Below are 23,692 nucleotides of genomic sequence, written 5' to 3' on the forward strand. Positions count from 1 at the left end.
ATTTAACTGAAAACCAGGGTAATCTAAATTGTTTATTCGAACTAAATCCCTTGACTGTCGATTAACTTTTCTATTGGGGAAACAGGATATAGTCAATCAAAATTAGATCCGGATATTCTTGTCTACAGATAAGGGATAGTATTGATGTGTTATTTAATTAGCTGGTAACACATCTAATCATTTTTTTACTTTTCTATAAAAGGCATTAACACCTTCATTTCTTCATATTCAATTTCCGGCACACTGTTAAAAGGAATTGAACTGAACTCAATTGCAGGCTCTAAAGCTTGGTTAAGCGTTTCAACAAAGTCAGATTGCTTTTTTACCTCGGCCTCAATAACGTCTTTGTATTCTTCCTGTAATGTGATCAATTCTTTTTCATACTTCTTTTTTTCTTTCACAATATTCGGATAACCATAACCATCCTTTGATTTTCCACCATTGCCTTCTGGTTGTGAATAAACGATAACCTGTCCGTTCTCATCCAATTCTGCATGGGCAGTAATCAACTCGTGTCGTTTCTGTTCAAACGTTTTAAATTCATCCGATTGCTCACGTAATTTATCGATTGACTCAATACGCTCATCAATCATCTTTTCATTCAACAATAAGGCAAGCTTGAACTTGTTGTTACCCTTGTTGTTTACGCGTTTGATAGCCTCTTTTAGTTCGTACAAATTTTTGTTTTTCATTTCTATAAAATTATTTTAGTGTGTTTTAAAATGTGTCTCATATTATTATTGATTTCGCAGTATTTATACTTAGATACTTCTTGCAATATTCTTACTGTTTTATATTTAGTCTCTTAGTTTCTATCGTGCATCATTTGAATAAGTATAATGCAAAAGGAGCATCATACCCACCCTTATGTTGTCTATTTTAGTATAGTTGAATGTTTTACTACATTTAGGTATGAAACACCAGATAGACCTACTAAAGCTTTTCTACCCTAATCTGGATGAGAACAGCAAGCTAGAAGTATATGGTATCTCTAGCCTACTGCTTGTTTTACTTGTTATAGTGTTTGTATTAATGTAGGTGCTACTTATTAGCAGTTAATTCTGCTACCTCAATTTTCAAAGCCTCTATTGTACTTTTTAGCTCCTCAATACTTTGGTGATTGCTAATAATACCTGCTGTATTTTCACTTATCATACCTATATAATTAACCATTAGTGTACCATCACTGTTAACATTTACCAACTCAGGGTATACTGTCTGTAATTCCTGTGCTATAAAACCGTGCTGTATTCCTTCTGGTGCAAACTTTCTAGGCTTAAATGTAAAGTCTACAGGATTTAATTGTGTTAGCTTCCTGATTGAACTAGAGCTTACAATGTTTTCCTTTAGTGTTCTATCAGATGGGTTTGAAAACGTACCACCTACAACTAAATTCCCAGCATTATAAACAACTTTACAGTAATTTTCAAAAGCAACGTTTACTGAGTTGTAACTAGATGGAGCCTGCTCTACCACTCTGTATAGTAGGTGTGGATCTCCGTCTGAGTCACCAGCATACATACCAAAATCAACTACCTCAGAGCCTGTAAAGTAGAACCCTTTATTAGCACCTCCTGTTAATCTAAATCCGTTACCAGCCACATACATACCACCAAATCGTCCAGCCGTAGCGTTAATTGTACCAGTTAATGATACATTGTTACCTACAGCATTATCAAATATAATATTACTTGCTGTTAATCTATTAGTACCAACCATATTAGATATGATAGTAGGAGTAATTACAGCCGCGTTTGTAATAATTGTGTTCTTAATCTCAGTGGATGTAGGAGAATCCCCTTTCGGACCTTGTGCTCCTGTTGCTCCTTGTGGCCCAGCATTACCTTTTACTCCTTGAATACCTTGTGCTCCTGTTGCTCCGTTTGTACCATTAATACCAATAGCTTTAACTCCAGTTGATGAACCGTTAAGATACCAGTAACCATTTTGAATGTATGGAGTTACACCATCATTACCCTTGTCTCCCTTATCACCTTTTGCTCCATTAGTCCCATTAATTCCATTAGTTCCATTAGAACCTCTAAATAGTGACCACTTGTAGTCAGTTTTAGTTGCACTTTCAGTTATAGATGTTTTATTAGTAGCTATACCTATGTATAGTGTACTCGCAGTAGGAGTATCATACAAACTTGTACCATCTGAATAATTAGAGTACTTAATCCAAGTATATCTAGGTGTTCCGTCAGCTCCGTCTGAACCTCGTACCCCTTGATCGCCTTTAACTCCATTAGTACCGTTAGTACCATCAGCACCCTTCATTAAAGACCAAGTATAATCAGTTGTTGTATTTGATTCTGTAGCTGTAGTTTTGTTATATGCGAATCCTATGTAGGTTTTTCCAGTAGGAGTGTTAGATATACCGGAGCCTGTTGAGCTGTCAGCATATTTTATCCAAGTGTACCTCTGAACTCCATCTGCACCCTTATCTCCCTTTACTCCTTGCAGTCCTTGGTCTCCTGTTTCTCCTTTGAATCTAGACCATACGTACTTAGTCTTATCTGTACTTTCACTTGCTGAGGTTTGATTAACAGCTATACCTATGTATAACGTAGATGAGTTCGGCGTATCGTAAAGAGATGTCCCATCAGAAGAATTTGAATATTTTATCCAAGTCCAATAGGTTTGACCATTAGAGCCGTTTGCTCCAGCTATACCATCAGTACCATTCTGGCCGTCTATACCTTTAATTAAAGACCAAGTATAATCAGTTGTTGTATTTGATTCCGTAGCTGTAGTTTTGTTATATGCGAATCCTATATAGGTTTTACCTGTTGGATCGTTTGAGAGACCACCACCTACTGAAGTATCAGCGTACTTTATCCAAGTATATGTTGTTACTCCGTTAGTTCCGTTAGTACCATCAGCTCCAGATTCACCCTTAAGATTTACTTTAGCATCTGCACTAAGACTATCCCAAGTAAGTGTAACATTACTACTAAATACTACGCTTCCATTAGCATTAAATACAGCCGCTCCATTTGCAAATGAGGCTGTGCCATCCTTATCTAAAAAGTATGCAGGAGTTGATAACCTAGAGTCACTTAATGATATCCCACCAATCAAGCCATCTTCAGCATTCAGCCATCCTTCAAAAAATCCATTTTGTGCCCAAGAACCATAACCTGATAGAGCTTTACCTGTTGAAGTTGTGATACCATCCAATCTTCCAAACCTGGCTTTAGTCTGACCATCATAAATTACATCATAAAAAGGAGAGTAGGTAGAACTAGAAGACATATATAAAAGTCCTTTTCTATCAGTATCTGAACTGTTCCAACGTAAGAGAATATCATCTGTTTCTATTGTACCTGAGCCTGTTTTATCTGTAAAAGTGATAAACTTCATTAATACACCTTCTTCATCTGTACGGGTTTCAGATGTGCCTTCACTTGCTACTGTGATGTAATATGATTTAATGTTACCTGGAGAGATTGAGCCCTGACATCTTAAAATATCACCTACTCTAAATGGCTGCTCTTTTGAAAAGTAGAGAATGTTTCCATCTACGTACTCAATAGTATCTGTGTCTGATACAATTAAATCACCATTTGAGATATTAATTTTATTATTGGTGAAAGTATTACAGGTTAAACCTTCTCTGATATCTAAATTGTCAAACTCAGCGTTCGCATCTTGAGAGATTCTCCAGGTACCTTTGCCTCCTAAACCAGAGATGTAAGGTGCTGTTCCAATCACACCCTTACATACTGTGTCTCTGTGATTGATAATCCCTATATTTCTAAGAATCTCAATATCCTTAGCTCCATCGGTTACAATTTCCCAACCTTCATTTACTCCATCTGTATGCTTAATCCAATCATCTGAATTAAGTTTAAGTATGCCGTTTGATAGATAAGTATTAGTACCTATACTTACATTTCCGTAGAAAACACCATTATCGGCAGTCCAGTCCACATCTGATTTATTTGAATTTAAAGCTGTGTAAACATCCTCATCCTGCCAAAGCAATTTACCATCATCATTATTTAAAAATCCATAGCTGTCACCTGTATTATTATACAGATTTATAGATTTTTTGACATTCAGGTTCTCCTGTATAGTTACTTCTTTGGTAAAAGTTTCATCTATATCTGTGCGTGCATAATTAGCAGCAGCTACATCCCCGAGCTTATTGGCATTGTCTGCATTTCCAACTGACAATGATGATTCGGTTTTGGTTTTAAACTTTCTTGTGCTATTATCATAGTAAGCTATACCATTAATTAAAGGAGCATCTTCACGTGTGGCTATCATTTGCAAACTGCCCTCATCACCTACCCGTGCATATCCATCGGCATCAAAAACCAGTTGTCCATCATTTAAACCATCATACTTTTTGGCAACTATCCCCGTAAACTTAGTGGAACCCAGCCCTATTGCCGCTTTGTCGCGCAAGGTGATTATATCGTCAGTCGTAAAGAACTTTCCGGAATGAGTCTCATACCCATCTCCATTCGAAACAAGGCCAACCTCTTGCTTTACCTCTTCTATTTCCTGTTGTTCAAGAAGTAATGCTAAAATGGCATTGTCTGTTTTATATTTTATACTATCCATAATTAATATCTTTTAATACGTTCTGCATTTTTTTATTAATCCCCTATCTGCAGACTTTTGAATATCCGGATCTTACTTTGCCTCAAAAAATCAATACGACTTACTGCCACTACCTGCGAATTTGCATTGTCTTAATGTTTAGTCGGAAGTGGTATCGTTTTAGTGCAGTTTTCCCTACTGCTTTAGTATTACTTATAAACTCATGAGAAATAATTTTTTGGGTTTTTAATATTCAACTCAACCAGAGTCTCTTGTTTGAATTCTGAAACAAACTTAAACACTAATACAACACCCTGCAAATCAGACATTAAAGAACAACGCCGAAAGGTTATTAGTTTGATTTATATTGACATTCTTTACTTTGAAAACAACAATTTATAATGTCTTACTGATTGTTTATCAGAATAGTAAGAGAAGGCATTTCAATATGTCTGATGAAAAAGACCTTTTATTTTATGTTCTTGAGAATATAATATTTGATAGTATCCCAATACAAGGGGCTGTCGATACTTTTCCAACAGCCCCTAAATCATTTCATTCAATAATTAGGCAATTTTGAACTTGTTACTGCCTTTGTTGTTTACGTGACTGATTACTTCTTTTAATTCAGACAATTTTTTGTTTTTCATTTGGTTCTATTTTTAAATTTTACAATTGACATAATTCACTACCAATTTTGATCAATCTTGCTAATAATTATCCAGTGTCCACCGGCTTTTGTATTATTATATTTGGTATTAGTGTCATATATCATCGTAACCGCAACACCTCCTTGAATTTCATATTCACCAGAAACTGCAAGAACTCCTGATTTAAGGTAGATGCTATGAGCATCATCACGATTAAAAATATACAATACCTGCCCATGAACAGCGTTCGATAGGTAGAATTGATTATTTGCAGAAGAAAATGATTCTGGGTAGATAGACAGATAAGTCACATCACTAACATCAATTGCAACACCATCATAATCAATGTATGTATCCTTTGTGCCAACAACTAATCTACTGCAATAAGCACCACCAGCAGTGAAATATCCTCCATATGATGGAGCAGTACCTGAATTATTACCAGCACCATAAACGCCACAAGTAAATTTTCTGTGTGTTCCTAAAACCAGATCTTTTGCTACATTAGCAAATCCTAGTCCAACAACAGATGCTAACATAGACATACCTGTAGTTGCCGACCAACATTCCCGACCGGCATCATTGGCGAATATTCCTTTATGACTTATGTAGGATACTCTATTTGTTGCTCCACGAACTTCAATTTCACCAGTGGTTGAATTAATTCTCAATCTACCATCAACATTACTAGTATCCCAATTTGAGGTTTTCAAGTACGACGTTCCGATTTTGAAACCACCAATAGTACCGGTAGTTGCAGTTATGGCACCATTAAAAGTACCAGAGGCACCCGTAATATCTCCCTTGAAATAAGCATTACCATTAGTATCAATTCTAAAGTTCTTAGCTCTAATTGCTCCATCTTTATGTATTGTAAGACCACTTGTAGTATAAGCATTCGAACTTTGATAAGTTCCTGAATAAATAGCTGTTGAATTTATATTCCAACCTCCTATACTACCTTTATTGAATGTACAAGTAAGACCATTTATATTACCCGCCGTAATTAATGAAGCTTTTAAACTATTAACATTAATTTTAGAAGCATCAATTGAACCAACCGCTATTTTATCCGCTGTTATTGTTCCTGCTTGTATTCTGGCAGCATTTAAATATCCTGTATCAATTTTTGTAGCATCAATTGTGGCTACGGTCAGTTTACCTGATACATTGGCAGATTTTACTTTTAGATTTACAGCTTCTACATTTGTAGTTTTAATAGTATCTTCTGTTATCACAGTCAATTTACTACCATCCATATTAACTAAATCGGCGACACTCGGTTCTGAACCATCTACTAAATAAATTTGTGGATTTTGAATGTGTTGATAACCTGAACTACAAGTATATAATCCTATCCTAGCATAGGCTGTTGTTGTGGAACCTAAATCATCTCTCCATTTAAAATCAATGCATTCCTCTAACTTTCTTCCAAATCTATCATATCTACCTCCCCAATTTATTGTTCCTGAATCAGGTGTTTCATTTCCTCTCACATATCCTACCCATAATTGCCATCCTTCCGTTCTCATTGTATTAGAACTTCTTGCTGTAAAATATGGATTAGTATTATTTGAGCCTGATAGATTTTGAACCCTACCACCATCGAAACCAAAATAAGTAGTTCCGTTTGTTCCATTACACCAGACCCACATAGTAAACATGTAAGTATTTCTAACATCAAATGTTACATTGGTTCCCAATATAAAACCACCTGACCAATTACTAGTAGATGAATTTCCATTATTTCTAGTCATCAAATTCCAACGACCTTTAAAATTAGTATCGGTAACACCATATGATTCAGGGGTATTTACAACAGCGTTATTAGCATCTATAGAATAATGTGATATGTACGGTGAAACAGTTCCACCTGTTCCCCAACCCCTGCCAGAATATGGATAAGCTATTAGATTTCTTCTAGCAGCTTTAGCTTCTGATAAGGCTGTAGCGGCATTTGCAACACCTGTATTGGCAGTAACCTGAGCTGTCGCCGCATTCGTTTTAGCAATATTTGCTGTTGAATTAGCGGTATTTGCCGTACTCTGAGCGGTATTTGCTTTTGATACACCTGAATTGGCTGTAGATTGTGCTGTAGCAGCATTAGCTTTAGCTGTGTTTGCTGTAGATTGAGCAGCATTAGCTACATTAGTAGCCGCAGTTTGAGCAGCAGTCGCTTTAGTAGCAGCATCCGATTTAGCACTATTCAAAGCAGCATCAGCTTTTGCTTGTGCTCCGCCTGGAGTTTCTAACAAAGGTTTACTTGATACATTATTCCACGAGATAACAGCAGATGAATCAAGTTGAATACCTCCTGTGCCAACTTTGATACCAGTTGCCAGAATCTGGTCAGCACTCAATGTACCTGTATATATACCTGTTGCACCAATCTTAGTCAGTTTGCTACCAATCAATCCACCGGTATATAATTTAGCATCAGCCAATGCCTTATCAGCTTTTGCTTTTGCATCAGCAGCAGCAGTACTAACAGCACTATTCTTCGCATTTGTTGCTTTTGTTGCAGCATCTGCTGCAGCACTTGATATTGCAGCAGCTTTGGCAGCATTAGCCTTGGCTGTAGCATCAGATTGAGCTGAACTAATAGCTGCTGCCTCGGCATTATTAGCTTTAGTTGTAGCATCATCAATCGCTCGCTGTTCTGCCTCAGTCACAATACCATCAGCATATGCCTTGGATTTAACTGTCTCTGCCTCTGCCTTAGCGTTAGCTGCAGCAACGGCATCAACTTCTGCTTTATTAGCTTTAGTTGTTGCATCCAGCTTTGCTGCATTCAGTGCTGTTGTGGCTTTGGTTTGTGCATCAACAGCAGCATTAGCTTCTGCTGTAAGTCGTGCTAATCTGGCTTCTTCAGCAACATATGATTTTGAAGCTATATTATCTGTATTACTGACTTGCGACCAGTCCAGAGAGACATCATTTGCAAATGTTACGCTACCGTACTTGTCCCATTTTATATTACCTGTTGCTAATTCGCCGGAACCATCACTATTTAAAGTCCAACCTGAAGTAGAAACAGAGTTAGAATTAATTGTACAGTTAGCTATTAAACCCTCTTCAGCATTCAGCCATCCTTCAAAAAATCCATTTTGTGCCCAAGAGCCATAACCTGATAGAGCTTTACCTGTTGAAGTTGTGATACCATCCAATCTTCCAAACCTGGCTTTAGTCTGACCATCATAAATTACATCATAAAAAGGAGAGTAGGTAGAACTAGAAGACATATATAAAAGTCCTTTTCTATCAGTATCTGAACTGTTCCAACGTAAGAGAATATCATCTGTTTCTATTGTACCTGAGCCTGTTTTATCTGTAAAAGTGATAAACTTCATTAATACACCTTCTTCATCTGCACGGGTTTCAGATGTGCCTTCACTTGCTACTGTGATGTAATATGATTTAATGTTACCTGGAGAGATTGAGCCCTGACATCTTAAAATATCGCCTACTCTAAATGGCTGCTCTTTTGAAAAGTAGAGAATGTTTCCATCTACGTACTCAATAGTATCTGTGTCTGATACAATCAAATCACCATTTGAGATATTAATTTTATTATTGGTGAAAGTATTACAGGTTAAACCTTCTCTGATATCTAAATTGTCAAACTCAGCATTCGCATCTTGAGAGATTCTCCAGGTACCTTTGCCTCCTAAACCAGAGATGTAAGGTGCTGTTCCAATCACACCCTTACATACTGTGTCTCTGTGATTGATAATCCCTATATTTCTAAGAATCTCAATATCCTTAGCTCCATCGGTTACAATTTCCCAACCTTCATTTACTCCATCTGTATGCTTAATCCAGTCGTTTGAGTTAAGTTTAAGTATGCTGTTTGACAGATAGGTATTAGTACCATACACAGCAAATCTATCAACTGCGTGAATCCCTTTGTTAAAATGGAAATTAGGTCTGTCTGTTTGTATATGGAAATAACCAACATCTTGTGAACCCAAAGTACCTTCACCTGTAGGTGTAGTTATCATAAGTGAACCACTCTCCCCTTGTGTTAACTTGGTATTAGCATCAAATACCTGATAAATGGGTGAAATTGTAGTACTTGTTACAGTATGATTTCCTGTAGTTTTAACTCCATCACTGGTAGTTTCCAGGCGTTTAACTCCCAAACATCCCAAACTAACCACGCCCGACATATAATTAATAAAAATATCGTCTCGACTACCATCCCCAGTGGCTGACAACCTAATATTCCTATTTGAGGTTATTCCGAATTTGTCGTGTTGAATATATCCAACACAACCTAACGGATCAGACCCCATTGCAACATCTCCTAAAAAATTTAATCTTATGGCATCATGCCCACTACCCATTGCCGCTTCCGCGTAATGCTTTTCTGCAACCAATCTGGCATTATTATCACCTTCAATATGTAAAAGTCCTGAAGGAGTATTAGTGCCTATACTTACATTACCGCAGAAAACACCATTATCGGCAGTCCAGTCCACATCTGATTTATTTGAATTTAAAGCTGTGTAAACATCCTCATCCTGCCAAAGCAATTTACCATCATCATTATTTAAAAATCCATAGCTGTCACCTGTATTATTATACAGATTTATAGATTTTTTGACATTCAGGTTCTCCTGTATAGTTACTTCTTTGGTAAAAGTTTCATCTATATCTGTGCGTGCATAATTAGCAGCAGCTACATCCCCGAGCTTATTGGCATTGTCTGCATTTCCAACTGACAATGATGATTCGGTTTTGGTTTTAAACTTTCTTGTGCTATTATCATAGTAAGCTATACCATTAATTAAAGGAGCATCTTCACGTGTGGCTATCATTTGCAAACTGCCCTCATCACCTACCCGTGCATATCCATCGGCATCAAAAACCAGTTGTCCATCATTTAAACCATCATACTTTTTGGCAACTATCCCCGTAAACTTAGTGGAACCCAGCCCTATTGCCGCTTTGTCGCGCAAGGTGATTATATCGTCAGTCGTAAAGAACTTTCCGGAATGAGTCTCATACCCATCTCCATTCGAAACAAGGCCAACCTCTTGCTTTACCTCTTCTATTTCCTGTTGTTCAAGAAGTAATGCTAAAATGGCATTGTCTGTTTTATATTTTATACTATCCATAATTAATATCTTTTAATACGTTCTGCATTTTTTTATTAATCCCCTATCTGCAGACTTTTGAATATCCGGATCTTACTTTGCCTCAAAAAATCAATACGACTTACTGCCACTACCTGCGAATTTGCATTGTCTTAATGTTTAGTCGGAAGTGGTATCGTTTTAGTGTCAATAGACAATTAGTTTTCAGCCTTTTACATGCGAGTATTAACAATAATGAAATAATCTCATCGAATTAAGGAAGGTTTTCATTTTAAATAAAATGAACTGTCTTTTCTATTGTTCGCCTTTTCCCCAAATGTGCGAACCAATCATAAAAGCTTCGAAAAAGAATCCAGCCATCATCAATCTCATTCATATTGAAACATTTGCCACCAATCTTTTTAGTTTCAAGTAAGTTTATTCTCTTAATACCCTAATAATGCTTTCTTGTGTCTGTTTCTTCTATTTCATCCAAATTGGGAGAAATAATTAATTCCCACAGATTAGCTTTATCATTCTAATGGTGGAATTTTCAACAACCTAAAGCACCCCGCATCTAGCGGACACATTAAAATCTGAAGTGCCATTTTGTTAGCAAACATTAATCTACTTATTATCAGCTTTATACTGAACAATACCCAACTAATTTTAAAATCGCGCATTTATTCCTGTCAATTCCAATTTGCAATGCAGATAATAATGTTTGTTACTAAACTCTTTTTGACAGAATTCAAAACAAACCTACATATCTGATTAACAGAATGCAAGTCGATTATTAGAGAATAAAATAGGAATGTAAAAGCTTTGTGTTATTTTGTTGTTATCTACATAAGAAAACATATTTTAGATGCTTTACCAATGGTTCATCGAATGATAATTTGATGCGCTTTATCACAATTGAGATCGATTATCCTATTCGATTTTTAGATACTCGACTAAAGAAATTTTGAAAGAAATGTGTTCCTAATTTGTAAAATGCGAATTTATAATAGCTCAATTTTATTGATTATATAATTTGAGTTTTACACTTATTAATTTTATGACAGTTTATATTGCACCTTAAATAGATGACAGCTTCTCTTCAAGACAAACTTCTGAACACAAATAACTTAGTCGCTTTTTAATTGTAAAGAATGGATTTGATATACAAGTGTTTTGCTCATTACTGCAATTGACTATAAATCAAGTTGTTTAATGAAAACAACTTCTACATATTTGCCTTAGTTAGGTAAAAAAGAAGTACTTATTATAAATCAATTAAGAAAATAATTATGGCAAGTAGAAGTATAACAAGTCTTGTTCCTGAAATGGAGGAAAAAGCGAAACGGGTAAAAGAATATTGCAAAGATAAAGGAGTGGTAATATTAATCTATTGTACAATGAGACCACTAGAGGAACAAGCGGTCCTATTTCGGAAATCACACGATTGGAAGTTTATCGAGAATAAAATAATTAAACTCGAAAGCAGAGGGTTTAAATTTCTAGCAGATATAATCAAAAATGTCGGTCCTCAGAAACAAATAAAACCAGTTACTAATGCAGCTCCCGGAGAAAGTTTTCACGCATACGGAGAAGCTTTTGATGCTGTTCCATTATTATCAGGAAAACCCATGTGGAAATACAATGACTATAAAATTGGTTGGGATACTTATGCTGAAGCATTAAAAGAAAATGATTTAATATGGGGAGGTAATTTTCAGAAGAAATTTAAAGATTTACCACATGCACAACTTCGGGTAGGTAGTAATCCATTAAAACTATATCCCTCTGAAGTAATTAAAGCAATATTAACAGAAAATGGTTTGCTTAATGGAGACGATTAAAGTATGGGTACTTACTGGTGTATTAGCGACTGGGTTTTCTGTAATATTATTTGCAGCTAGAATTATTGCTACTCGTTTTGGCGCAAAAATGGATATTTTAATCAGCTCTGTTGAGAGGCTCACTATGGTTACTACTCAGCAAGCGGAACAGATTAAGAATTTGTACAATAGAGAAGAAGTTAATAAGAGTAGGTTAAACGATCATTCAGTGAGAATTAGAAATTTAGAAAGCAAACAGGCATCATGCCGAAATTTTAATGCACATGGGACTATTTAATAGTATAAAAGGAGGTTTGATTAAAGAAACAGGCAATGCTGTTTCGGGAATAATTGATAAGTTAGTAACAACCGATAAAGAACGTCTTACTCTGCAAAAGGAGATAATGGATGTGATAAATACATTTGCGGGTAAAATGATGGATGTACAAAGAGACATTGTTCTTGCAGAAGTTAATGGTAATAAATTACAACGAAGTTGGCGACCAATTATCATGTTAGCTTTTGGATTTATAGTCATTTACGAATATTTTATTTCTAAAGTGTTTGGACTACCCCCAGCAGATTTACCAACAAAATTTTGGGATTTACTAGAAATTGGTTTAGGCGGATTTGTTATTGGCAGAAGCGCTGAAAAGATTGCTGGTAGTTTAACCAATGCTGGTATTACTTTAAATAAAAAAAGTAAAAGGCAATAGCCTTCATCGACCTTATAATATGGTTAAATAAATTAGATCAAGCATGAAAATTTATCAACCAGCACAAACCCCTTAGCAATAAAGTTAAGGGGTTTGTTGATTTGCTAATTCAAAAAACAGTATTCATTTCGAATTTTATATTTAGCCCTCTCTTTAATAAATAAAAACATATGAGGAACTATTTAGTCATTTAAAAACAATGCGAGAAAGTATGATCTCTCACGAAAAGAACAATAATTATAATCAAATGCGTTTTTTTCTAAAAGAAACAACGAAAAAATAAAATAATTTCGGATACCTATTTGACATCACAAAGACGTAAAACGCTCACTGACATACCTCTAGGTGTGCCTATCGATTCCCTACAGCTCCACTCAACATAAAAACACCAATAAATAAATAAATAAATAAATAAATGATTTATTGGTGTTTTTATGTTATAATCCGTCTAATCCACATCAAAAGCAGATACCAATTCGGATACCTTAAAAAAAATCAAAGTCAGTCCTTTTACTGTGCATGAAGACGCATAATAGCACATTATAAAAGGATTCATAATAATCACATTTCATCTAAAGACAAGGGAATGTATTCAATAGAGTATTTGTTAAAATCATTTAGCAAGGAAGATGCCTTTTGCTGCAAAATATTTAGTTTAATTTTATCCTTATTCCTTTTTACTTCAGCAAGAACTAAACGTTTTTCGTATTCGTTAACTGCAACAATATCAATCTCATTTTTGTTTCCCTTTTCCCAATAAGTACCTATATCGGAATATATGCCTTCTTGTATCATTTTATCCACAAAATACTTTTCAAGTATACGGCCAGAGTATACGTCATAATCTCTCTCAACTATATTCTTGATATAATCAATATTTCCAATTTCTACAGCACTTCTATATTTGTAAATAAATCTAAACCAAAAGTTTAAAAAATTATCTTTAATCTGATATTTGATTGATCGGCTATTTGGTTTAGAGAAAATAGGCTTTACCTTTTTTATCAGACCATAATCACTCTCTAATCGATTTAGAAAACCTCCAATATTTATTTCAAGAACAGACTCCATCTCAACTCTTGATGTTTTAGAGGATGCAATCAATGATAGTATCGAGAAATAATTACCGTAATCCTTACCAAATTCATCAATCAATACATTTTTACCTTCATCAATGAAAAGGGAATTGTCCGAAAATACATGATCAAGGATATCGTTCTTTATAAAACTACCTTCCTCCACTAACATTTCAACATATTTGGCGACTCCACCTGTAACAAGATAAAAGGCAAGTAAATCTTCTTTAGTGTATTCTGGGTAATGATCTGATAATATCTCTTTAAGTGCAGCTATATCAAAAGCTTTAAGATGAATTCTTGCTGTAGCTCGACCAAAAAGAGGCTCTTTAGAATTCTCAAAAATTTTAGACATCAATGAATATACCGAACCACAGAGTAATAAATTAATCGATGATTCATTTTTATTAGAATCCCAAATATTCTGCATTTCGCTATATATTGAGGAGTTGATAGAATTAAACTCCTGAAATTCATCTATTATAAGGGTGAAATGCTGCTTGGTGGATAAATCCAACAGATAGCCAAATACATCTTTGAACGATTTGAACTCTCCAAAAATATCAACTCCAAGCTTATTCTTTATTTCAGTGGTAAACTCCTCACACAAAAGCGGCTCGCTTTTTTTGGACACAAAAAAGTAAAGCGTTTTATAATTTTCTGTAGCTCTTATCAACAAACTCGTCTTACCGATACGTCTGCGACCAAGCATAAAGGTCATTTGTGCAGTATTTCTAGATTTCTTCTCAATCTTATGAAGTTGAGCTATTTCTTTTTCCCTATTATAAAATTTCATGTCACTTTATTTTTTTATCGTAACTCACATTACCGTAACCACAGTTACGACAATATAAATATTGCATTTAAAAATGAGAAAATCCAGATTTATGGGAATAATTTTATTGCCTCAATAAATAGTTGTCCGATCAAGAACAGCCACCCAAGCAGCAATAAGCATCACAATAGTTAATTAAATGCCAAGATAGTAGCACTTTTGAGATAATTTTCATATTCTAAATTAACTCTAGATATGGGAGAGTACGGAGATCTAAATACACTTAAAGAAGTAATGATTCTTTTATCAAAAAACATCAGAAGTTTAAGAAAACAGGATAAGATCAGTTAATTACAAAAAAAATCCCATTTTGAAAAAATCAAGATGGGACATCTATTCTAAATATGAAGATTTTCACATAAAATCGATACGTTCGATATCTTCCCATTTAAAGTTTTGATATTCATCTTCATTTACAAAAATAATTACTCCGGCATTTTTATTGGAAACATCGGTTTGGTCGCCAAGATACAGCTTCATCCCATTTTTTAGTTCAACAAGACAATAGTTGTATGCCATTGGTTTAATACTGCCAATATTTCTGAAAGGGATAGCAAATTCCAATTTATCATTTAAACCATTTAAAATTTCCGAATCCATTGCCTCATCTAAATCGTAAACAATTACTCCTTTATACGATTTACCTTCCTTTGTAACTAATGTACCGAACAACCTTTGCGATATCCTAAATTCAGATAAACAATCTGTATTTTTGGAAAGAGGGAGAATCTCCAAAGAAAGAAAGTGACTCCAGGGAAAATCTACTCTTCCAACATTAGGAATACTAACTATAATTCCTCTATTGTATTTATTAACATCATTCTCACCCGTCAATTCGAACTGTCGTTCGGAATGCAAAGTAATGAGACTTCCATTTTCTGTTTTTTCAATTTTTTTTATTTTATCAAAAGAGATGGATACGTCTCCATCGCGACTTCTTCCATCCAATTTATCTCCCAAAAGACGCTCATCGTGATCCCATTGAATAAAACCTGTAAACTCTCCTTTCGTTGTTGTAATCTTTCCATAAATTGGTTCTCCAAAAGTCTCCACATGATCAGTAGGTGTTGTTTCAAAATTGACTATATCAATACGATCCCAATCAATTTTCAACAATCCTAATTCCTGATCAATGATCCAAACTTTTGTTCCCACATCATTTGAACCACCGCTTAAGTTAATATACTTTCCATTTTTAAGCTCTAAACTTACCGATTCGCTTCCTGTTACAGATATTGATTTTATATCGCCAAACCGACATTGAAATTTTCGATCGTAAACACTGCTTAAATTTCTCCTCTCATCATTAATTGTGACTTCGAAGCGATCCCATGTTCTCTTTCTACTGTATCCCTCTTCATTATTTTTGATTTTGGATTCCGGAAAGTATTTCAGGTAAGGATTTTCTTCTTTGTCGGCATTAAACACATCTGTTAAGAACACCTCTTCATCATCCCAACGAATAGCGCCTTTGTACATATCTCCATCAATAGTAGTAATACTACCGTATAAATAACATGAATATGTTTGACCCAAAACAGAGAATGAGCCAAAAAACAATTGAATAAAAAGAAAAAAGAATAAGAGATTTTTTGCTAGACGGTCCATACTTCCTGATTTAAGTTTATTGTTCTTTCCGCTCGTATGACGAATAGACACAACAAAAGTTACACAAGAAATAAATAATATCTTCAGCTATTTTTTACGAAACAGCACCTGAATGTTCTTTGATGACTCTAAAGGAGTAAAAATCTGTATCAATTCCCAATCTGAATCATAGTCGGCGATGAGCTTTTTCAAATTATATATCTTGAGTAATTTCTCTGTTATATCATCTGATTTATCTGCCATTTCTTTGGATACATCCCAAGAAAATGATTCCAATCTAAAAAATACAGATATTTTCTTATTCGCAAGTTTAACTTCTACTTCTGCAACTTCATTATCATCGCCAAGTGGTATTGGCACACATATTTCTCTCATGAGTAAATGATTTAGAAGGTTTATACTATTTGAGTTTATTCATATTTAATTGCCTTAATTGGATCGGAACTTGCTGCCCGGTAAGATTGCCATGCTACAGTAAACAATCCAATCACTAAAGAAACAATTAGGGTGACAACAAATATCCAAATGCCTATTGAAATGTGATAAGGAAAATCACTCAACCACGCACTTAAAGCCCAATAAGATATTGGAACAGCTACGATATTCGCAATTACAATTAACCTGATAAATTCACGAGTCAGCAAATACACCAACTTTGCTACCGATGCACCTAATACCTTCCGAATGCCCAGTTCTTTGGTTCGTTGTTCGGCCATAAAAGAGGACAATCCAAACAGACCCATGGATGCAATTAAAATGCTTATCAAAGAAAAAATTGAAAAAATCCATGTCAGTCTTTCTTCCGGTTCATAATTTTCTTTCATTCTATCATCCAAAAAGGAATAACCAAATGACATATTGGGACAGAACTCATTCCATACTTTCTGAATATATAGTAGGGTCTCTTTTTTATTTTCAGAATTAATTTTCACGTGCAAATTCCTTCGGTAATCAGGATTTTCCGAGACAATAAGATTCATCGGCTCAATTAAATCTTTAAGAGGCTGATAATTAAAATCCCGAATTACACCAATCACCTCGCCCAATTGAACTTCTCCCCCATCTTCAACACCTTCAATTTCCACTCCAACCTGAAGCTTTTTCCCCAAGGCATTTTCGCCCCAGTTAAATTTAATTGCGGCCGACTCATTAACGATAAATGCATTGATTGTATCTGATGGAATCTCACGATTAAAATTTCTTCCTTTCAGAATATTCATTTCCATTAAATCGATATAATCAAAATCAATAACATTGAAATTTAATGCATACTGCTGCATCCCTTCATCACTCTCGTACAAATGCACCGTTTTCGATCCTCCAAAACCAATTAATGAACTCGAAGTTGCAACAGCCTTTATATTAGGGTTTTTCTTCAGCTCCATTTTTAACGCATCTATTCTAGTCCGCAATACTGAATCGCGAATAACCGAAACAACGATATCTTTTTTATTAAATCCCACATCCATACTATTCATGTACAGGAATTGAGATGCAACGATGATAGTTCCGCTAATCATCATGGCTGAAACTGTAAACTGTGAGATCACAAGCAATTTTCGCAAAAAACCATTTGCCCCACCTTTGCCATTTCTTCCTTTTAAAATAAAAACCGGCTGAATTGAAGACAAGTAAAGAGCAGGATAACTCCCCGAAATAAGACCTAAGAGGACGGCTAGAATTACATTAAACAGAATCACCTCCGGAGTATCCAAAATACTCAATGTGAGATCCTTATTTACCAATTGATTAAACAGAGGCAACAATAACTCAACACATATTAAGGCTATAATAAGAGCAAAAACTGTTAAAGATATACTCTCCATCATAAACTGACGAATGATATTATCTCTTTGTGCACCAACCACTTTACGAATACCAACCTCTTTTGCTCGTTTCGAAGACCGTGCGGTTGCCATGTTCATGTAATTAATACTGGCAATGGACAGGATGAAAATGGCAATCGCAGTAAGAATATATATGTATTTTATATTGCCGGTTGGAGCGTCCCATTGCAATTGTGATCTTAAATGAATATCCTCAAGATGCTGAATTATTAATTTGTAGGAAACTCCCAATTGATCTCCAAGCTCTTTCATGTATTTCTCATAGTAAGCCGGAAACTTTTCGAGAATAGCATCCGCCTCCGAATTTTCTTTTAACAGCAAAAACGTATAATTATTAAAAGACCAAAATGAAATTGGCTGCTGACTGTTAAATTGCTCCGCTCCCCTTATGCTTTCCAATGTTTTCATGGAATAGAAAGCATTATATTTAAAGTGGCTGTTGGAAGGGAGATCTTTCATTACTCCACTAACAGTATAGGCTGTATTTTCGCCAACAAGCAAAATCTTGCCTATTGGATCTTCGCCGTTAAAATACTTCTTTGCCAGAGTTTCATTTAGCACTATTGAGTATGGCTGAGTAAGAGCTTTTTGGGGATCTCCTTTTAGCAGGGGAAAGCTAAAAATAGTAAATACAGAAGAATCAGCAAAGGCGATATGTTCTTCATAAAACTCTTTATCATCATATTTAAACTGCTGTCTTCCTGAACCTTGAAACCGAACAAACTGCTCCACCTCAGGAAATTCCTCAGCAAAGGTTGGCCCGAATGGTAAAGGCGATGTCGCAACACGGTCTCTCTTTCCACTCAAAGTAAAATCTGATCCCAAACGAATGATCCGTTCATGATTCACATTGTACTTATCGTATGAAAGTTCATCCTGAACAAACAGTAAAATTAAAATTGTACAAATCAATCCTACTGATAAACCAACAATATTAATTGTTGTATAGAATTTGTTTCTGGAAAAATTTCGAAAAAGCGTAATGAAAAAATTCTTAAACATACTTGCCTGATTAATATGCAGCTCAATTTTCAGAATATAAACCAAAGAATTGATTAATAACAATAATATTTCCTTTCTAGAGCTTTTGTCTCATATTCTCAGTTACAATATGTCCGTCAAACAACTGAATAATACGATGACTTCTATCTGCATCTGACGGCGAGTGAGTTACCATGATTATTGTAGTTCCTTCCTCGTTAAGCTGAGTTAAAAGATTCATCACCTCTTCTCCGTTAGCCGAATCCAAATTACCCGTTGGTTCATCCGCTAAAATCAATTTGGGATTTGAAATAACAGCTCTTGCAATAGCAACTCTTTGTTGCTGTCCACCAGATAATTGCTGAGGAAAATGCTTAGCTCTATGGGCAATATTCATTCTTTCCAATGCCTCATTTACTCTTCTTTTTCTCTCTGCTCCCGATACTTTCATATACAAAAGAGGCAACTCAACATTCTCAAAAACAGTCAATTCATCAATCAAATTAAAACTTTGAAAAACAAAACCAATGTTTTCTTTTCTCAAATTTGTTCTTTGCCTTTCAGTGTAGTTCTCTACCTGATAACCGTTAAAATGCAGCTCTCCTTCACTTGGATTATCAAGCAAGCCAATAATATTCAGCAAGGTTGATTTGCCACATCCCGACGGGCCCATTATCGCGACAAATTCTCCTTTATTAATTTCCAGATTGACATTATTTAATGCCGTAGTTTCCACCTCATCGGTTCTGAAAACTTTAATTAAATTTTTAGTATTAATCATAGCCATATCTATTTAAACAATCACTTATTCATATTTTAGCACACGCACCGGAGTTTTTAAAGCCAATTTCCATATTTGCTGATAAACTGTAAGAAAGGTTATCAACAGAGATACAAATCCTGACAAGATAAAAATTCCAATTCCAATATCTATCCGATAGGCAAACCCTTTTAACCACCACTCCATCACAAAAAATGAAAGTACCCAAGCAATGAAATTGGAAAGCATTACCCATTTAAAAAATTCTTTCAACAACAATTGAAATACAGTATCCATATTAGCTCCAAAGACCTTCCTTAGTGCCATTTCACGGGATTTCCGTTCTGTAACAAAGGAAACAAGCCCAAACAATCCCAAACATGAAATAATAAAAGCTATTATTGTAAATGAAATAAATATTTTACTCATTCGAGATTCAGCCGTATAAAAATACTTAAAGTCCTCTTCCAAAAATCGATAAGTAAACGGAATATCCGGAACTGTTGAGTCCCAGACTGTTCTTATTTTATTTAGAATTGGCTCCACATCTTCTCCAATTCGAATCCCTATGTATTTAAAAGCTGCCGGGTTTCGCATCATGATTAAGGGTTCCACTCCAACCTGAAGACTATTAAAATTAAAATCTTTAACAATACCTATCACCTCGCCCGAATAATCCCAAATCTGCAAAGGTTCTCCAATGGTATGAACCATATTCATCTTTTCTGCCGCCGATTCATTAATAATAAATTTCAAGCTATCCCCGCCATACAATTTGGAAAATCCCCTCCCCTGAATCACATCCATTTCAAATGTTTCAATGAAATCATAATCCACAAAAGACAATTGAAACAAGATATCTTCAGAATCTTTTATTTTCCCGGGCCAATCTACATCCCAAGTTGAATTTGTAAAATTTACCGGCATTTGGTTTGCTGCAGTTACCCAGTAAACTCCCTGGACTTTAATCAATTCATTTTTCAACTTAGGATAAATCGAATTAAAATCATCTGCCATCTCAATATAAATCAAATCGTTCTTATTGTAGCCAACATCCGATTCCCTTAAAAATTTCAGTTGCTGATAAATAATTCCTGAACAAATAAACAGAGATATCGACATACTAAACTGAATGACTACCAACACCTTCCTGAGCAGAGCAGAATCTTTTCTTGACACACCTTTAATTACATGAATTGGCAGAAAAGAGGACAGAAACAACGCCGGATAACTTCCTGACACAATTCCAGTAAGCAATACAATACCCGAAACGCTAAACAAAAATTTTATATTATTTATCCCCAGTGACAAATCTCTATCCGTTAAATCGCTAAAAACAGGAAGTAGTAATTCGACCAAAACAACGGCTATTCCTAAGGATATTAATGTGAAAAATATCGATTCGCCAAGAAATAAACCGATTAAACCTTTTCGCTGAGCTCCAACTACTTTTCTAACAGCAACTTCTTTTGCTCTTCTTTCTGATCTGGCTGTTGCCAAATTCATATAATTAAAACAGGCAATTAAAAGTATCAAAACAGCTACCAGCAGGAATACTCTCACATACCAAATTGAACCAACTTTATTCGTATTAATGGCATACAAATGATATTTCACGAAAGCCTGAAGATCAAGATCTACATTTGAATTCTTAATACGATCTTTAATATACGTTTGTAACTGAGCTGCCAAATCATCCGAATCAACTCCTTCTTCTACCTTGATAAAAGTGTGAAAAGTATTTGCCTCCCAATCATTTAAATCATAAGCCCACAACTTCCCAAAAAATTGAAAAGGAAGAATAAAGTCGAAAGTTATTGATGAATTAGCCGGCGGATTTTGAATCACGGCCGAAACTACATAATCAAATTTGGAATTTATTTCAATCTTTCTTCCAATCGGATCCAATTCGCCGAACAATTTCTGAGCGAGCTTCTCTGTAAGCACAATTGAATTTTCCTCTTTAAAAGGATTCTCTTTTTCTCCTTCTACGATAGGAAAAGTAAAAATCTGAAAGAAATCTGCGTCAACAATTTTCCCGCCATCTTCAACAAAACTTTTCCCATCCACAGAAAGAATTAATTGCCCCCAGGTAGTAACCATTCTGGTGGAATACTTAATTTCCGGAAATGTTCTTTTTATTGATTCGGCTAATGGCGCAGGTGTTGAATATACCGAAAACACATCCCCGTCTGCATAGTTCTGACTCTCATAAACGCTATAAACCTGATCAATATCCTCATGAAACTTATCAAATCCTGTTTCATATTCTACCCATGTTAATATGAGTAACGTACAAGTCACACCAGTTGCCAATCCTAAAATATTCATTAAGGAGTAGGCTTTTTGCCGATATAAACTTCGTAAAACGGTATTCAATAAAATTCTTAACATCCACTTACTTTAAAACCAATTTGTCAACATCTCCGTAAGATTCATAGCTATTTGTTACAACTCTCTCTCCCGGTTTCAACCCCTCAAGAACCTCATAATACATTGGATTCTGATTTCCCAGTTTAATTGCACGTTTTGCGGCAAACTCACCACTGGGATCCACAACGAATATCCATTGCCCTCCAGTACTTTGAAAAAAACCTCCTCTTTGAATCAACACAGCCTCCCTGGGCTCTCCCAATTCAATTTTTGTTCTAAATGTTTGCCCGGTTCTAATTCCAGGAGGAAGCTCACCAACAAATTTCATATCAATTTCGAACTGACCACTACGTACTTCCGGATAAACTTTATAAACCACTAAATTATAATCAACGCCGCTAAAACTAAATTTAGCCTTTAATCCTTTATTTAATCGTGCAATGTAGAGTTCGTCAACCATCGCATTTATTTTATAATTATCCAATACATTCACCTGCCCTAAGCGCTGCCCTCTTGACTTTGACTCTCCCAATTCAACATTTAAAGATCCTAACTGACCATCAACAGGTGCTTTTACATTTAAATTCTGGAGTTTTGCACGAACCATTTCCAGATTGTTTTCCATGTTTTTCAAATTGGCATCCAATCGTTGAATTTGAATTGTGCGCGCAAGAGAATCGGTTCTTTGTCTCTCCAAAAGCAACTCTCTGGTTTTTTTATAGTAATTGTAATTATCATTTGACTCGTCGAATTCTTCCCGGGAAATTAAATCCTTCTCAAAGAAAATTTTATTTCTCTGATAAGCCCTTTTACTCTTTGCCAAATTTAAATCTATATCCAACAAACTTCTTCTTACATTCAAACGATCCTGTTCCATACTTAAACGGGTATCCCGTAATCTGTTTACCTGCTCAGTAAAGCCAGCTTCCGAATTTAATATTTGCAGGTTCAACTCTGAGTTGCTTAAACGGAGTATTACATCCCCCTTTTTAACCATGCTTCCTTCTTCCAGCAGTATCTCTTCAACCCGGCCTCCTTCAATAGCATCTAAATAAACAGTGGTAATTGGATTAACCGTTCCCGTTCGGGCAATGTATTCCTGAAAATAATCAGTCTTCACATCTCCAATTGAAATTTTCTCTGCATCAACACGTAATCGGGATCCTGACTCTCCCAAAAATGCTGCATACAAGACAACAACACCTAGAACGGCTCCCGCCAAGTACCAGTTTTTCCTTAGTAAATACCAGGCTTTCTTTTCAATAACTCTATCCATTATAATTTGACTTTTTTAATCCTTTTTCAAACACAACCGCAATATAGCCACTTTCATGCCAAAACACTTTTAACATTGATTAACAACTCCTTGAAAAACCAAAACTTATTGATTT

At 35.2% G+C, this 23,692-nt stretch carries 13 protein-coding genes; 3 read left to right on the forward strand and 10 right to left on the reverse strand.

Going from position 1 to position 23,692, the window contains the following annotated elements:
- Positions 1-185: 185 nt before the first annotated feature.
- From ACHZAX_RS15595 to ACHZAX_RS15605, 3 genes are all read right to left on the reverse strand, one after another.
- Complete coding sequence (locus tag ACHZAX_RS15595) at positions 186-692, reverse strand: hypothetical protein (RefSeq protein WP_320019775.1); 507 nt, start codon at positions 690-692, stop codon at positions 186-188.
- Between the two features lie 349 nt (positions 693-1,041).
- Positions 1,042-4,575 carry a tail fiber domain-containing protein gene (locus ACHZAX_RS15600; protein WP_320019776.1) on the reverse strand — a complete coding sequence of 1,178 codons (3,534 nt, stop codon included), beginning with the start codon at positions 4,573-4,575 and terminating at the stop codon, positions 1,042-1,044.
- Positions 4,576-5,242: 667 nt separating this feature from the next.
- Complete coding sequence (locus ACHZAX_RS15605; RefSeq protein ID WP_320019777.1) at positions 5,243-10,324, reverse strand: hypothetical protein; 5,082 nt, start codon at positions 10,322-10,324, stop codon at positions 5,243-5,245.
- A 1,250-nt stretch (positions 10,325-11,574) separates the two neighbouring features.
- Between ACHZAX_RS15605 and ACHZAX_RS15610 the strand changes: the two genes are divergently transcribed.
- The 3 genes from ACHZAX_RS15610 to ACHZAX_RS15620 are packed head-to-tail and all read left to right on the forward strand — an operon-like array spanning position 11,575 to position 12,821.
- Complete coding sequence (locus ACHZAX_RS15610; RefSeq protein ID WP_320019778.1) at positions 11,575-12,126, forward strand: M15 family metallopeptidase; 552 nt, start codon at positions 11,575-11,577, stop codon at positions 12,124-12,126.
- Positions 12,113-12,403 carry a hypothetical protein gene (locus ACHZAX_RS15615; protein ID WP_320019779.1) on the forward strand — a complete coding sequence of 97 codons (291 nt, stop codon included), beginning with the start codon at positions 12,113-12,115 and terminating at the stop codon, positions 12,401-12,403. The genes ACHZAX_RS15610 and ACHZAX_RS15615 overlap by 14 nt, the downstream gene beginning before the upstream one ends.
- Entirely contained in the window at positions 12,390-12,821 is a 432-nt protein-coding gene (locus tag ACHZAX_RS15620) for a 3TM-type holin (protein WP_320019780.1), read from the forward strand. The genes ACHZAX_RS15615 and ACHZAX_RS15620 overlap by 14 nt, the downstream gene beginning before the upstream one ends.
- A gap of 561 nt (positions 12,822-13,382) precedes the next feature.
- On the opposite strand, the gene ACHZAX_RS15625 is transcribed toward ACHZAX_RS15620, so the two are convergent.
- From ACHZAX_RS15625 to ACHZAX_RS15655, 7 genes are all read right to left on the reverse strand, one after another.
- Complete coding sequence (locus tag ACHZAX_RS15625; protein ID WP_320019781.1) at positions 13,383-14,693, reverse strand: ATP-binding protein; 1,311 nt, start codon at positions 14,691-14,693, stop codon at positions 13,383-13,385.
- A 393-nt stretch (positions 14,694-15,086) separates the two neighbouring features.
- On the reverse strand, positions 15,087-16,340 hold the full coding sequence (locus ACHZAX_RS15630) for a hypothetical protein (protein ID WP_320019782.1): 1,254 nt from the start codon (positions 16,338-16,340) through the stop codon (positions 15,087-15,089).
- An 87-nt stretch (positions 16,341-16,427) separates the two neighbouring features.
- Positions 16,428-16,715, reverse strand: coding sequence for a hypothetical protein (locus ACHZAX_RS15635; protein ID WP_101308835.1), 288 nt, complete (start codon positions 16,713-16,715; stop codon positions 16,428-16,430).
- A 35-nt stretch (positions 16,716-16,750) separates the two neighbouring features.
- Positions 16,751-19,189 carry an ABC transporter permease gene (locus ACHZAX_RS15640; RefSeq protein WP_101308836.1) on the reverse strand — a complete coding sequence of 813 codons (2,439 nt, stop codon included), beginning with the start codon at positions 19,187-19,189 and terminating at the stop codon, positions 16,751-16,753.
- A gap of 76 nt (positions 19,190-19,265) precedes the next feature.
- Positions 19,266-19,949: an ABC transporter ATP-binding protein gene (locus ACHZAX_RS15645; protein ID WP_101308872.1), complete on the reverse strand. Its 684-nt coding sequence runs from the start codon at positions 19,947-19,949 to the stop codon at positions 19,266-19,268.
- Positions 19,950-19,973: 24 nt separating this feature from the next.
- Positions 19,974-22,322, reverse strand: coding sequence for an ABC transporter permease (locus ACHZAX_RS15650; protein WP_320019783.1), 2,349 nt, complete (start codon positions 22,320-22,322; stop codon positions 19,974-19,976).
- Positions 22,323-22,326: 4 nt separating this feature from the next.
- Positions 22,327-23,577 carry an efflux RND transporter periplasmic adaptor subunit gene (locus ACHZAX_RS15655; protein ID WP_320019784.1) on the reverse strand — a complete coding sequence of 417 codons (1,251 nt, stop codon included), beginning with the start codon at positions 23,575-23,577 and terminating at the stop codon, positions 22,327-22,329.
- Between the last annotated feature and the right edge of the window lie 115 nt (positions 23,578-23,692).

The organism is Labilibaculum manganireducens (assembly GCF_963665805.2).
GTDB lineage: Bacteria > Bacteroidota > Bacteroidia > Bacteroidales > Marinifilaceae > Labilibaculum > Labilibaculum manganireducens.